General features: G+C 65.4%; 8 protein-coding genes. 2 read left to right on the top strand and 6 right to left on the bottom strand.

The features are described from left to right. Positions 1–340 precede the first annotated feature (340 nt). On the top strand, positions 341–3,553 hold the full coding sequence (locus ELEN_RS02305) for a peptidase (RefSeq protein WP_015759990.1): 3,213 nt from the start codon (positions 341–343) through the stop codon (positions 3,551–3,553). A gap of 1,353 nt (positions 3,554–4,906) precedes the next feature. Here the strand turns inward: ELEN_RS02305 and ELEN_RS02300 are convergent. Continuing rightward, positions 4,907–5,854, bottom strand: a complete 948-nt coding sequence (locus tag ELEN_RS02300) for a dimethyl sulfoxide reductase anchor subunit family protein (RefSeq protein WP_009306089.1) — start codon at positions 5,852–5,854, stop codon at positions 4,907–4,909. 206 nt (positions 5,855–6,060) lie between these two features. On the opposite strand from ELEN_RS02300, the gene ELEN_RS16260 reads away from it, so the two are divergent. Further along, a complete protein-coding gene (locus ELEN_RS16260) occupies positions 6,061–6,234 on the top strand; it encodes a hypothetical protein (protein ID WP_009306088.1) in 174 nt (57 codons plus the stop codon). A 15-nt stretch (positions 6,235–6,249) separates the two neighbouring features. Here the strand turns inward: ELEN_RS16260 and dapB are convergent, their stop codons facing one another. The 5 genes from dapB to nrfD all read right to left on the bottom strand — a co-directional run bounded on the left by dapB (position 6,250) and on the right by nrfD (position 14,234). Further along, on the bottom strand, positions 6,250–7,050 hold the full coding sequence (gene dapB / locus ELEN_RS02295) for a 4-hydroxy-tetrahydrodipicolinate reductase (protein ID WP_009306087.1): 801 nt from the start codon (positions 7,048–7,050) through the stop codon (positions 6,250–6,252). A gap of 60 nt (positions 7,051–7,110) precedes the next feature. Continuing rightward, the gene (locus ELEN_RS02290; protein WP_009306086.1) at positions 7,111–7,599 is read right to left on the bottom strand and encodes a CBS domain-containing protein; all 489 of its coding nucleotides are present in this window, start codon (positions 7,597–7,599) and stop codon (positions 7,111–7,113) included. Further along, positions 7,596–9,089 (bottom strand): MDR family MFS transporter, encoded by a 1,494-nt coding sequence (locus ELEN_RS02285; RefSeq protein ID WP_229041097.1) that lies wholly within the window; start codon positions 9,087–9,089, stop codon positions 7,596–7,598. Before ELEN_RS02285 ends, ELEN_RS02290 begins: the two co-directional genes overlap by 4 nt. Before the next feature lie 560 nt (positions 9,090–9,649). Beyond that, on the bottom strand, positions 9,650–12,913 hold the full coding sequence (locus ELEN_RS02280; protein WP_009607978.1) for a molybdopterin dinucleotide binding domain-containing protein: 3,264 nt from the start codon (positions 12,911–12,913) through the stop codon (positions 9,650–9,652). After that, positions 12,897–14,234: an NrfD/PsrC family molybdoenzyme membrane anchor subunit gene (gene nrfD / locus ELEN_RS02275; RefSeq protein ID WP_009607940.1), complete on the bottom strand. Its 1,338-nt coding sequence runs from the start codon at positions 14,232–14,234 to the stop codon at positions 12,897–12,899. The genes ELEN_RS02280 and nrfD overlap by 17 nt, the downstream gene beginning before the upstream one ends. Positions 14,235–14,245 lie beyond the last annotated feature (11 nt).

Below are 14,245 nucleotides of genomic sequence, written 5' to 3'. Positions count from 1 at the left end.
AGGCACCAAGCCGCCGGACCGAATCCGTATCTATAAGTATAGCGAGCCCGTTCCACGTTTCCATGGCACGCATCACCATGGAAAACCTTCCCGACCTTGCCCTTTTCCAACGCCGCTCCCACGCAAATTCCACGCGCCTTGCCATCGTTTCCAACGCGGATTCCACACGCCTTGCACGCGGTTCCAACGCCGTTTCCACGCAGCGGGACGAACGCGCGAAAACGCACCGGGCGAGCTCTCGCGACGTAATCAAGACCGTCCCTCAGCAAAGTCTCACCTGATCGCATGCTATACTTCTTGCCATCTTGGTTCGCCGCACGTTTCCCTGATCGGAGCTGCCATGAACGCTGCATCGCATGTCGAATCGCCAATATCCGGACGGAAGCTGTGCGCATTCGCACTCGCCGCGGCGCTTGCGCTCATGGCGGGAGCACAGTTCGTTCCCGCGCATTACGCCTGGGCTGAAGACGAGCCGGCGGCAACGGCTCAGGCGGATGCGACCCTCCCTGACGCGGCCCCACTCGAGGAAGCCCCGCCCGAGGTGGCAGCCTTGGCGCCCATAGAGAATGCGCCGCACCTCGACCTGAAGGACGGTTCCATCCTCTTGAAGGACTCCGGCTCGAACCTCCAATACAGCCAGGACAACGAGGCAACGTGGACGTCCTATTCCGGCAACGTGACGATCGGTGGAACGGCAGGCAGCGGCACGAACGTGCAAGTGCTCAACGGAACCCATGCGATACTTCTCAACGGCGTTACCATCAACGAGCCGCGCGCCAATCACGCGGCGATTGAAATCGGCAGCGACACGCAGGCTGCGCAGCTTACGCTCTGGCTGTATGGCTCGAACAAGCTTTCCGGTTCGAGCGGGTATCCCGCAATTTTCGCACCTGGTAAGGCTCATCTGATTTTCAAAGGCGATCTCTACGGCAGTCTGGAAGCGCAGGGAGGATACGAGGCTCCCGCCATCGGTGCGGACAGCGCGGTTTCAAGTTGCGGCACCATCGAGTTTTGGCAACCCGGCAACGTAACCGCGCGAAGCGGCAACGGCGCCCCTGCCCTCGGCGACCCGACCTCGAGCGCTGTGGATGCAACGGGGTCGGTGTCCTTCTTTTCGGGAACGGTGACCTTGCAGTCCTCAGGCACTTGCGACATTACCGCGAAAAGCATCGTCACCGGCGGCGGCAACATTCACCTCTCGCAGCGCCCGCCCGCCAACACGACGCTCGCCGTCGATCAGGGCGGCTCCTTCCCCAGTTCCGCGTATGTTCTGGTGTCGGGCTTGGCGGCAGGTGAGAATCTGCTCGGAGCCAGTTTTGGTGAGAAAGGCCCTGTCTTTGTCAGAGGCGATCGGTGGGTGGATGCCAAGCATTACATCGTAGACGGCTTCGCCACTTGGATGGACGACGGCGATCTGGGACTTTTTCTCGACAGAAACCTGCTTAAGGACGGCAGCTCCGTCAAGATGAGCTTTAGCGAATCCGGCAACGTGTACGAAGGCACGATCAAGGGTTCTGCCGAAGCCGGATACACGCTTCATCTGGCCATTCCCGACCCGCCTGTTGAAAACCCCGTCGTCAGCATGCACGAAAAAAAGGGCTGCAAGCTCATCGTCGATGTGAGTTCGGAGGGCATTCCGCAGTACACCCTCGACGGGGGAGTGAGTTGGACGCGCTACAGCGGGTACCTGGCTGTCACGGGAGCCGCAGATTTTACCTCCTTCCCCGTAAGCAATCAGGTGATCGTAAGGAAAGGCACTCACGCACTGCGCTTTCAGGATCTGAGCGGCGTTGCGGTTTCAATCGAGGGATCCTCGAACGCGACGCTCACGCTGGTGGGAAGTAATTACATATGCGGCCACAGACTGGAGGCGTCGCCGGGGGTGGCGGTTCGAGGCACCTCGTCTCTTACCATCAACGGCAAGGGAACCTTGAATACCGTGGGAGCAGGCACAGGTCGTCAGCCTTGCATCCTGGGAGAGCCGAACACGACCATCTCGATAGCGGGCGGCACGGTTCTCGCTCATTCGGGAGTAACGGGCGGTAATGGCATTACTGCAGGCAAGCTCGTTGTTTCCGGAGGCACTGTCGAAGCGCTCAGTCAGTCGAGTGGAAGCGCAGCGATCACGGCGAGCAAGTCCATCGCCGTCAGCGGCGGGTCGGTTACCGCCAAAGGCTCCAAGTTCGTCGCTGGCATCGGGTCGGATCATTACGGCTCGTGCGGCTCCATCACCATCAGCGGCGGCATAGTGAACGCGCACGGCGGCGACCTGTCTGCAGCCATAGGTTGCAGCGTCGGCGGCTCGTGCGGGGAAATCAAGATCAGCGGGGGCACCGTCAACGCCGTCGGCGGGCTGGGCACTCATGGAGCCGGCCGGGTCGCGGCTATCACAAGCTCCGTCAAGGCGCCCGTCATCACCGGCGGGACGGTAAAATGCAACGAGGCGGTTTCAACGAGGGCGGCGTCTTTGGCGTCGGCATCAGCTTCGCCGGCTCCGGCAGCGTTGAACTTCCTGCTCGCCTCCCCCGTCGCGCTCGCGTCCGACCTGGACGAGGAAGCAACGTCTCTTGCCTCCGAGGACGAGCAGCGCTTCGTCAACGAAAACAACGACGACCTCTCGCTTGTAACGATACACGGGCTTCCGGCGAACACGCCCATCTCCTCCTTGCAGATGCGCCTGCTCGACACGGAATTCGTGGAAGAGCCGACCGGCGGCAGCACCTACGGCATGCGCGACGTCCAGACCGACGACCAAGGCGCGCTCTACCTGCACCTCACGCCGCTCGAGGCGACGGACAAGCTGGTCGTCGCCTCGTGGAACGGCCGCAATTACAGCGGGCTGAGCGAGAGGAACCTGGACGGAACCTTCGCCATCGCACTCGCCCCCACCGAGGCCGCCGTGTACTACCAGTGGCACAGCTTCGAGGACGGCTGGGCCTACGAGGACGCCGGCGTCGATTGGAGCATCGACGGGCAGACGAGCGGAAACGCCGCCGGCCACGACGTGACCGCGCTGCGCATCGAGACGTCCATCGGCGGCTTGAACGTTTCCTACGCGGTCGACAACGGAAGCGGGTGGAGCCCGGCGGTTGAGAACGGCGACATCGCGGGCGAGATGGAGCAGCCCGTGCAGGCGCTGCGCGTCAGCCTGTCGGGCGACGAGGCTGCGCGCTACACCGTCTACTACCGCCTGTACGTGAAAGGCGTCGGCTGGATGGCTTGGGCGCATGACGGCACCGCCAACGGCACGTCGGGATACGGCTACCCCGTCAAGGCGTTCCAGGTGGCGATACTTCCTGCGGGAGCGACGCCCACGACCGGCGAGGCCAGCGCGACCGAGTACGCGTACCTGGTGAAAGACGGCCAAAGCCAGCCGGGGCTCATCGGCGAGAAGCCTTCCGCCGGGCATGAGGAACGCGAGGCTGCGCCCCCTGCGAAGGCGCTCGCCTCTACCGGCGACAGCCCGGCTTTCGCCATCGCCCTGGGCGCAGCCCTCGCAAGCGGCGCGCTGGTTCTTGCGTCGCGCGCCCGTCATCGCAGGTCGCTGTCCTGATCGGAGCTCCTGCCGCTCGCGCGAGACACCGCGCCCGCAGAGGGAGCATCGCCTCTGCGGGCGCGGCAGGGCTTCCGGGCGCAAGCGGCGCGACGAGCGTCACAGGTCGCCGTCTTCGGGCACGACGATGCAGTCGGTAGTCGTTCGGCCGTTCTTCATGGAGACGGTCACGGACTTGCCCGGCACCGTGTTCGAGGCCGCCGCCAAACGCTCCATGCTCGTACCGCCTTTGCATCAGAGGAGCCACCCCACCTGCACGGCGCGGGGAAGCCGATGTAGAAGATGGTTCCATGTTACCACATGATTACACCGTTTCGGACGCGCCGAGCCAAGGCCGCGCGCAAGGCGAAAGCGTGGGAAAGAGACGAAGGAACGGGGAGATCTCCCTCCCGCCATCCTCGCCCGGCTCCGGAATGCGCGTTTTTCACCTGTCTGTTGCGTCCCGATCGTTGCGCAACGATCCTCTTGGCGGAGCACGGTCGTTTTTGTATAATAAGGGCGAGCCGCAGGGAGGTGGTGCTCCCCACGGCTCTCGGATCGCTTCGGCGGTTTGGGTTTACTTGTGGCGCTCCTTTCCCCTGCGGGTTAGGAGCGCGCTCCTTATCACCAGAAACAGCTCGATGACGCGGGTAGCGAACTCCAAGAGCAAAATCGCCAACGAAGCAATCCCCAAAACGGTCATGGTCTTCACCTCCATCCTTCTAGAATAATGAGAGGGCGAGGCACCAAGCCGCCGGATCGAATCCGTGCTTCTCAGTATAGCGACGCGGTCTCACGTTTCGTTTGCGCAGATCCAACGCGCGTTGCCGCCAAATCAAGCGCGTTTCCCACGTCGTTCCAACGCGGATTCCACGCGCCTTGCCGCCGTTTCCAACGTCGTTTCCACGCGTGTCACATCCCAATCCAGCGCCGATCAAACGCCGAAGCAGCGGACAACATGCGGTCGAAGGGCTAGCGCGAGCGAAGGGTCGCCGCCGACGCCCGATGAGGCGAAATTTCGTTTCCGAGGGTAAAACTAAGCCGGTTTGGCAATTTCGAGAGCGCGATTTCAGCCCGGTTGGCACCTATCTTGGGCTGAAATGTCAGGCGTGCTTTCAAAATGCCTGATCAGCGCGATGTGCTATTTAATGATTATATCGATCATAATTGCCAAACTGACTTGTTTTTACCGCTCCGCGGGACAATTTGCATCACCAGCGCGCCTGCCCCCTTCGCGCGCCCCCACCGCCACTGCGCGTGCCGCCGCGCGACACGCGCCGCCACGCGACAAGCTCAGGCGTGCGACAAAAACAAAAAAGCCGCCGACGGCCTTTCCGGCGTCGGCGGCTTGAAGGTCCTCGAGGGCCGAAGCCTCTACACCTGCAGCGCGTAGAACATGAGGCGCGCCACGAAGATGCCGATGAGCACGGCCGCGTTGCCGGCCACGAGCAGCGGGATGGCCGAACGGACGCCCACGGGAGCATCAGCATCGACGTCCTCGCGATCGCGCAGCGGGATGGCCGCCGCAGCACCCGCCGTCCTTCCCATCGCCGCCACATTGCGGCCGCCGGGCATGAGCGTGGCGCGCAGAGTCGCCAGCATAACAACGAACCCCACGATGGATATCACGAGGTACACCCACGAACCGGGAAGCACGTCGGAGCCCGGAAAGAACGCGTTGAACGTGGACTGGGCGAACAGCAGCTGCGCGCTGACGGCGACGATGGCCGCCACCACGCCGATAAAGGCCGTGACCAGCGCTACCGTTGGCAACCGCGTCAAGCGCGCTTCGGGCATCCCACCCGCGAGAGCGACGACCAGCACGCCGAGCGGCACGCCGCCTGCGATGCAGAACCCGATGATGCCGAGCGGCACGAGCGGAGAGTTCCAGGTGAGCACCGCGGAGCCCATGTACATCACCCCGATGCTAAGCGACAGCAGCAGCGAAGCCGCGCCCACCACAGTGGCGAACACCTTGCGCGGACGCCCGTCCAGATTGCCCGTCATCGCGATGATCCAGTACACCACGGCCAGCGCGATTAACAGCATGCCAGCGATGCCCACGAAGGACAACGGCGCGATGTCGACGCCTTGGAACAAGCTCATCGAATACTGCGGCGACGAGAGCGCCACGAACGACGCGATGTAGCCCACGGCGAGGATCGCCATCGGAAGCAGCGTCCAGCGGTCGATGCGGGCGAGGCGCTCCTTGCTGAAACGCGTGGTCAGAAACGCCAGCGCCAGGCCGATGAACGCGCCCGAAGCCATCGGCACGAGCGTGGTGAACAGAACCATCGGCATTTGAAGCAATGCGAGATCCATACGATTTCACCTCCTCAGGATTCACGACGAATCCCCTAGCTGTCATATAAACAGCCCTCATCCTAGGAGCGCGCACAGGCAGGGCAGCTGACCCGCCGCCCCGTTTGAGAAGGTGTTGCCCGATCGTGACTTCGATGTCAGCGCGTCGCCCCCACCCCTGCAAGGCAAGCTGGTACCGTAGATGCTTCGACGAAAGGAGGGCCGCCATGACCCGCATCCAAAGAGGCTGGGCGGTGGCCGCCGTGCTGGCCGGCGCCCTGTTCGCCTGCACGATCGCCCTGTTCCTCGGTGGCACGATGCCGCTTGCGCCCGCGGCGGCGCTCGCGCTCATCGCCTGCGCCCTCTTCGTGACGGCCGCCCGCCAAGCCCGCCGCCCCTAGAAGGCGGGCGGTACGCTAACGCAGGTCGAACACGTCTTTAATGCTGTAAACGCCCGCGGGCTTTCCTTGGAGATACGCGGCGCAGTCCACGGCGCCGCGGGCGAAGCAGTCGTCGCTGTAGGAGTAGTGGGTGATCTCCAAACGCTCGCCCATGCCTCCGAAGTACACCTTGTGGTCGCTCGTGATATCGCCGGCGCGCAGCGAATGGAAGCCCACGCCGCCCGGCTTGCGCGCGCCGTGGCCCTCGCGGCCGTACTCGGCCAGCTCGTCGAGCGTGGTGCCCTTGAGCTCCGCGATCATGTTGCCGATGATGACGGCGGTGCCGCTGGGCGCGTCCAGCTTATCGCGGTCGTGCTGGTCGATGATCTCGATATCCGTCTCGTCCACGAGCGCCCGCGCCGCGATCTCCACCAACTTCAGCATCACGTTCACCATCTTCGAGGTGTTGCATTTGAAGATGATCGGGATGTGCCGGCCGGCCGCTTCGAATCGTTCGAACTGTTCGGGCGAGAACCCCGTGCTGGCCGTGACGAGAGCTTTCCCATGCGCCACGGCCAAGTCGAGCGTTTCGAGGCACTGCTCCACGCTGGAAACGTCAATGAGCGCGTCGCACGCGTCGATGACGGACGAGAGGTCGTCCGCCACGGGGATGCCCAGATCGCGTCCGAGGCCCACCACCTGGCCGAGGTCGCGGCCGATGTAGTCGCGTCCCGCAGGGCCCACGCCTCCCACCAGCTCCATACCCTCGCGCTCGGCGACGAATCGGCTGATGGGCTGCCCCATCTGCCCGTGGCATCCGACGACGATCACCTTCATGACGTTCTCCCTTCTCGACGCGCACCGATGCGGTTGATGCCGCCAGTATAAGCCCCGGCGCTACTCGGCGCTCGGCTCTTCCTCGCCGAACAGCACATCGAACAGGTAGCGGGTGATGGTGGCGCGGCGCACCATGCCGATGAGCCTGCCGTCCTCATCGATGACCGGCACCTTCTTGAACTTCTTCTTCGCCAGCACGTCGGCGATCTCGCCGATGGTCTGGTCGGCCGTGGCGCACAGCACCCGCTGCACGGCCAGCTCCATGACGTTGCGGCGCTTGAGCGCGCGGGCCTTCTCCTCGAAGGACTCGCTGTCGTACAGCACCATGTTGGAGTACCCACCGCTGAAGATGGAGCGCGTCTTCTGCGCGGCGACCGCTTTCATGATGTCGCCGTCGCTGATGAATCCCACCACATGGCGATCCTCGTCGATCACCACGAGCCCGCTCGTGCCCAGCTCGTTGAACAGGGTTACCACCTCGCCGAGGTTCTGGTCGTAGCGGCACGTGTACGCGTCCCGCTCCATGATGTCGCCGATCGTCCGATTCATCGTGCAGCTCCTTCCCGAGCTTCTTCCATTTCGATCTCAAGCGGCGCTTCGGCCCGGGATGCAGGCGAGGCGACCGCCTGCTTCTTGACGTTGCGCACCTTCAAGACGGCTATGACCAGCGCGACAGACGCCACGGCCGCGGAGATCCCGTACGCCACGTCGATGCCCGCCGCCGTGGACAGCACGGGGCCTGCCTCGGCGTTCGCCGCGGTCACCATGGTCATCACCGTCACGATGAGCGCCGTGCTCACTGCGCCGCCCACCTGGCGGCCCGTGTTGCTGATGGCGTTGCCGTGCGCGATCATGTCGTTCGGCAGCGCGTTGATGCCCCAGGTGGTGACCGGCATGTTCGCCAGCGTCAGACCGGAGGACTGGATGACGTAGAACGCTACGAGGTACGCGACCATCGTCTTGTCGTCGACGAGGGACAGCGCCGCCAGCGAAGCGGTGAGCCCCGTCAAGCCCATGATGGCTATGACGCGCGGCCCGAACCGGTCGAACAGCATGCCGCTGACCGGGCTCAGGAAGATGGTGGCCACCGCGCCGGGCGTCATGAGGATGCCGGTTTCGAACGCCGTCAGCCCCAGCACGTTCTGCAGGTAGATGGGCAGGATGACGCTGCCCACGGCCAGCGCCGAGTTGACCACCGTCACGATGACGGCCGAGTACGCGAACGTGGGGGTTTTGAGGGCCCGCAGCTGCAGCAGCGGCTCCTCGATATGCAGCTGGCGATGGATGAACCACGCGAGCGCGACCACGCCCACGACGATGCTGCCGACGACCACGGCGTTGCCCCAGCCCAGCGTGCTTGCACTGGAGAAACCGTACAGCAGGCCGCCGAACGCGAACGTGGACAGGACGATGGACGGCACGTCGAGGTGCGGGCGCTTGAGCTCCCCCACGTTCGTAAGTAGGAAGAAGCTCACCGCCAGCACGAGGATGGCCAGCGGGATCATCGCCCAGAACATCATGCGCCAGCCCCACGCGTCGATGATGCCCCCGGCCAGCACCGGGCCGGCCGCAGGCGCGCAGCTCATCACGATGCCGGCCATGCCCATGGCCGTGCCGCGCTTCTCGGGCGGGAAGATGAGCATGGGAACCACGCCCACGAGCGGCAGCTGCACGCCCGCGCCGGCCGCCTGCAGCACGCGGCCTACGATGAGCAGCTCGAACGTCGGGGCCCCCGCGCACAGCGCCGTGCCCACGATGAACGACATCAGCGAGACGAAGAAGAGCTTGCGCGTGGAGAAGCGGTCGATGAGGAACCCGGTGATGGGCACCATGATGCCGTTGACCAGCATGTAGATGGACGTCACCCACTGCGCGGTGCCGGCCGAGATGGAGAACGCGTCCATCAGCTTCGGCAGCGCGGGCGACAGGACGGTCTGGTTCAGGATGGCAAGGAACGCACCTGCCAGCACGATGCCGATGACGGTGATTTCCTTGCGGGTTACTTTGTGCTGTTCAGCAACCAATTGTTGTTCGTTCAAGAGCGCATCGACTTCCTTTGCGGACGCGTCGACAACCGAGCCCATCCCCTCGCTCGCGCGCAGGTAAGCGCACAAAGAGAACGGCCGGCGATCGATCGGGGAATATGAATGAGGAAAGCGAAAACGCGGAGGCCGTCGAACGAGGTCGTCCGCTTACGAGAGTCCGCTCATCGATGGCCTTGCCACACGCCAGGACCCACTTCGCCCGGCGCGCGGAACGCAGCCGTGCGCGAGCGTCGCCGCGAAAGCTGGCGAAGGCTGGTGTAGCGCTCGAATATGTACAGAAGCGATTTCACAGCGGGCAAGTATAGCGGAAGCCGAAACCCCCGTATCTTCGAGAAAGTGGCCCGCTCCAAGCGAAATTCACAAACCAGCTCGCGCCCAGCGCGCGGCTGCCGCGCCCTCCCTCATAGCGCATCCCCCTCCACGGCAGCGGCAGAGGTTCCGGGGAACCGAACGTCGCACGCCGCGCCGACCGCACGCCGCGCCCATCACGAATCGGCGCGGGGAAGATCGCTGGACCGCATGGCCTTCCCCGCGCCCTAGAGTGCGCCGAATTCCTACACCTTCCGCACGTCCACCCAGAGGTCGAACTGGGCGGCGCCGCCTCCAATAGGATCGGTCACGCCACCGCCTCCGGCAAGCGTTTCCTCGGGCAGCAGCTCGTTCATGCAGAAGCCGCGCCCCCGCCCGCCGGCGAAGCCGGTCTTCTGCTTGCCGGGCTCGTCGCCGTCGAGGATGCCCTCTTCTTCGAGGTAATCGGGAGCCGGGCCCGTCAACATGCCGTCGATGGTGACCGCGCGCGCGGCGTAGCCCTGCTGGCCGAACGAGTAGTTGGCCCCCACCACGCCGGGACGAATGCCCTCGGTCACGCGCACGTGACCGGAAAGCGTGCCTTCAGGCCCCACGACCTCCACGGCATCGCCGTTCTTCAAGCCGCGCTCGGCAGCGTCGGACGGCGACATCCATACGAAGTTCTCGGTGGTCGTCTCGCGCAGCCACGACGCGGCGATGGTGCGGTGCGTGCCGTTCGTGCGCGCTTTCCAGTTGATGAACGCGAACGGTCGGTCGGCCGGCCGCGCCATCGGCGTGCCGTCGGCGAAGGCGATCGGCGCCGTATGGGCCAATCCGTCGAAGTTCTCACCGGTCAACGCGTCTTTCAGCGAAGCCGTCTTCGGGTCGTAGAACGCGCACAAGCCGGCGTACTTCGTCTTGATCAGATCTCCGTCGTAACCGTCGCCCTTCGCAGGGTCGGCCGACGCGAACCGCCCGCCGCGGTTCAGCACGTACACCACCTTCGGCCATTCCTCTTCGGTGACGGCGGCTTTCCACGCCTCCAGATCGAACGCCTCGCCCAGCGCGCGCTTGCGGGCGCGCTCGAACAGGGCGAGCTCGTCGTCGTCGGCGTCCGGCACCGGCTTCTCGCCGGCGTAGGCGATGTTCGCGGCCATCTTCAACCAGTAGTCGTACTCGGTCGAAAGGGCCGCCGTGCCGCCGTCGCCGTCCTTGCCCACCGGCACGGCATGCTCGCCGACGCCCGGCAGCCCGAGGCGTTGCATGATGTCGAAGTACACGTCCTCCACCGAGCGCGGGCCGTCGAAGGCGCGCACCGCCGGCTGCCCCAGCTGGATGAGCTGGTACTGCTGGTTCGGATAGATGGATTCCTGGCTGAAGCGCTCGAGGTACACCTTGTCCGGTAACACGAAGTCGGCAAAGCGCGACGTGTCGCCTATCTCCACGTCGAACGACACCAGCAGGTTGATCTTGTCCTGGTCGCCCAGCACGTCGGCCAGTCGCCGCCCGCCGGGCGTGGAGTCCACCAGCGAATGGCGATGGATGAACAGCGCGCCCAAATGATCGTACACGTAGCCCGCGCGCAAGGTGGGCACGATCTCGTGCGACAGGTTGCCCGGCAGCGGGTACCACGGACGCGGCGCCGGATAGCCGTCCTGCTTGAAGTAGCTGGTCTTCTCGTACTCGGTCTTCTGGCGCGTGATGGGAATGCCCCATCCGGCATGCGCGTCCGGCACGGTCTTCAAGTCGTAGCGGCCCTCGAACGGCGCGAACTTCGCCGCGGCGGCGATGTGACCGCCCTTCCAATCGTGGTTGCCGATGAGGAAGTTGAGATACCCCACGGCGCGCACCGCATCGAAGCCGTTGGCGTGCATAGCCGGGCCGCGGTAGCTCATGACGCAGGCACGTTTGCCGTGCGACGTGAACTCGCGCGCCACCTCTTCCACCACGGAGGGCTCGATGCCCGCATCGGCGGCGTACTCCTCCAGCGTTCGCTCCTCGACGCGCTCTTTCAAAAGCTGGAACACGCTCTTCACGCGCGCAGGCTTTCCCTTGATGTCGATCTCTGCGTCCACTAGCAGATCGGCGGCGCCCTCGGCGGCATCGGCGAGAGTCAGCTCGCCGTCCACCAGCACGAAGCGCGCGTCGTCGGCCAGCGCCTCGCCGTTCGCGCCGACCTCGCCCGCGCGCCCCAGCGCCTTGGCCGTGACGATGGGCCGGTTCGGCAGGTCGACGGCCACGAGGTGCGTCGCATCGGACCAGGTGGGCTCGCCCAGCGCCGCGGCTGCCTTCTTCGAAGGCGCCGACAGGTAGGCCGCATCGTAGCGCTCGTTCGCGATGATCCACGACATCATGGCGAACGCCAGCTCGGCGTCCTTGCCGGGAATCACGGGCAGCCACACGTCGGCCTTCGAGGCGCTACGCCCCTGGCGCGGGTCGACCACGTACAGCTTCATGCCGCGCTCGCGCGCCACCGACAGGCGCGGAGCCAGCCACGACGGACCCTTGTTCGCCGTCATGGGCTCGGTGCCCCAGATGATAAGGCATTCGCAATGGTCGATGTCGGCGTACATGCGCTTATGGTTCGTCGTGGGGTGCGTGCGCACGTTGGCCATGACGCCCGTCATGCCGCACACGCCGCCGTGGTTGAAGTTGTTGACCGAGCCGAACCCCAGCTGCGTCAAGCGGTCCCCGATGAGGAACATGCGGTCGCCGCCGGCCGAGCAGAACAGGTTGGACTTGGGGCCCAGGTCGGGATGCTCCACGTCGATCAGCTTGTCGGCCCATTTCGCCGCGAAGGCGTCCTTGGTCATCTCGCCCGACTCCACAAGCGCGACATCGGCCTCCACCTGCTTCTTCGGCGCGTAGGCGTACCATTCGGCGATGCCCGGCGTGCCCAGCGCGGGCGACCCGTTCACGATCTCGTCGAGGGCCGTGTCCCAGCTGACCGTCTCCCACTCGTCCGACCCGCGCTCCCCCACGCGGCGCAAAGGCTGCGTGATGCGGAACCGGTCGTGCACGAGCTGAATGCCCGCCTGGCCCTTGAGGCATATCATGCCCCCGTTCGAAGCGCGACCGGCCACGGCCATGTCGTCGCCGGGGGCGAGCGCTTCCTCGGGCCGCGTAGCGTAGGGGATCGGCGCGTAGGGCTGCGAGTTGAGCGGCGAGTACGGATTGCCCGCGATCTTGCGCACCAGCGCGGTGGCGCCGTCGTTCGCCTGCTTGCCGTCGGCCGCATCGGTCACGCGCACCTTGATGGTGCAGTAGCTGTTGCAGTTGTTGCACATGGACAGGATGACGTCGTCGGCCGCGCACGCGCCGGTGGCGTTGCCGCGCCCGTGAGGCTCGTCGGTCAGCGGGTCATCAGCGGCCATGTACGCGCCCAGCCCGCCTCCGGCGACCAAGGCGCCTGCGGCGACCGCGCAACCGGCGCCGACCACGGCGCGCCGCGAAGGCGTTCCGAACAAGCTCGAACGCTGAGGCTCGCTTGCGGCATCGCATCGCCGTCCGTCTTTATGCTGCGCTTCCATCGCGCACCTCCTTGCCCGTCGAAACCCCGCCGCACGACACGGCGGCCGAACCTGCGCCCTCGTAGGAGCTTTCCAACCGCGCCTCGCCCTCGCTCGCGCTCCTGCGCTCGAGCGGCAGCAGGCGCACAGCCAGTCCGTAGCAGCCGACGGCCAATCCCAGAACGAACAGCGTCACCATCGCCTCGCCCAAAGTGGGCACGTACGCAGGCAGGGGCATGCCGCCCAGAAGCGGAACCGAGAACCCTGCCACCACCAGCACGTAGCGCAGCGCCAGGATGCCCGCCATGGCGGAGACGGCAGCAGCGACCGTCCAAACGCCGCCGGCCGCGCAGCGCGAACGAAACGCCCCCACGGCCAACAGCGCCGCGGGCACCGCCAGTCCCAGGCCGATCTCGCCGATCCAGAACAGCGGCGCCAAAGAACCCGACACCATCACGCCCACGGCCGTCGCCGACGCCGGATCGCCCGACAGCAACGGCGGGGCGATCTGGAAGAACACGCAGAACGCCAGCGCGAACAGCGACGCCGCCAGCACGCGGTTCAGACCCACGAGCGCGCTACCGTCCGGCCGCGCCCCGCGCAGCCGCGCGAGCAGCCGATATGCGACGATCAGGAACGCGGCAGCCGTCACCACGGCCATGACGTAGAACAGCACCGACGTGATGCCGCCCTCCCACAGCCCGCGCGTCTTCACCGCAGCGAAGAACATGCCCGTACCGCCCGGAGGGCCCACGAACGACGTGGCCACGCCCACCCCGGCCAGCACGCGGATGGCCAGGTTCACGTTGCCGCGCCGCCGAAGCGATTCCATGCTGGGCTCGCCAGCAGCCTCGGCAGCTCGCTTGTCGTTCAGCAGCACGAGCACGAACTGTGCGACGGCCACGACCATGAAGAACATATACGCCTTGATCTCCCAGGCCAACGGCGACGACCAATGGAAGAACAGCAGCGTTCCCAGCGAATGCCGGATGGCGCCCAGGTCGATGCCGATGAATATCATCGACACGACAAGCGACACCACGCTCAAACCCAGCGCCATGCGCGCGACGGGCGCGAAGCGGGGAATCCTCAGCAGGTAGACCAGCGCCGAAAGGAGGTACAAGCCGCCCGCCAAACCGGAGAACCAGATGTAGACGACCACCCACAAGCCCCAGGGCACGGAATTCGTGGCTCCCGCCATGCCCAGTCCGTTCGCCAAGCGGTCGTACATGAAGTACGCGCCCGCAACCAGCAGCACGGCTACGATCACCGCCCACACGATGGTAGCACGGCGCGAGAACGGTGCCGGCAGCCAGCGCCTGCGCTTCGTTTCAGATGCCATAGATGCTCACC

Origin of the sequence: Eggerthella lenta DSM 2243 (assembly GCF_000024265.1) — a bacterium.
GTDB classification, from domain to species: domain Bacteria; phylum Actinomycetota; class Coriobacteriia; order Coriobacteriales; family Eggerthellaceae; genus Eggerthella; species Eggerthella lenta.
This window is presented reverse-complemented; position numbering and strand designations above follow the sequence as displayed.

Coding starts and splice junctions, on each gene's coding strand:
- ELEN_RS02305 (WP_015759990.1), top strand. CDS start 341: ATGAACGCTGCATCGCATGTCGAATCGCCAATATCCGGACGGAAGCTG.
- ELEN_RS02300 (WP_009306089.1), bottom strand. CDS start 5,854: ATGGATCTCGCATTGCTTCAAATGCCGATGGTTCTGTTCACCACGCTC.
- ELEN_RS16260 (WP_009306088.1), top strand. CDS start 6,061: ATGACCCGCATCCAAAGAGGCTGGGCGGTGGCCGCCGTGCTGGCCGGC.
- dapB (WP_009306087.1), bottom strand. CDS start 7,050: ATGAAGGTGATCGTCGTCGGATGCCACGGGCAGATGGGGCAGCCCATC.
- ELEN_RS02290 (WP_009306086.1), bottom strand. CDS start 7,599: ATGAATCGGACGATCGGCGACATCATGGAGCGGGACGCGTACACGTGC.
- ELEN_RS02280 (WP_009607978.1), bottom strand. CDS start 12,913: ATGGAAGCGCAGCATAAAGACGGACGGCGATGCGATGCCGCAAGCGAG.
- nrfD (WP_009607940.1), bottom strand. CDS start 14,234: ATGGCATCTGAAACGAAGCGCAGGCGCTGGCTGCCGGCACCGTTCTCG.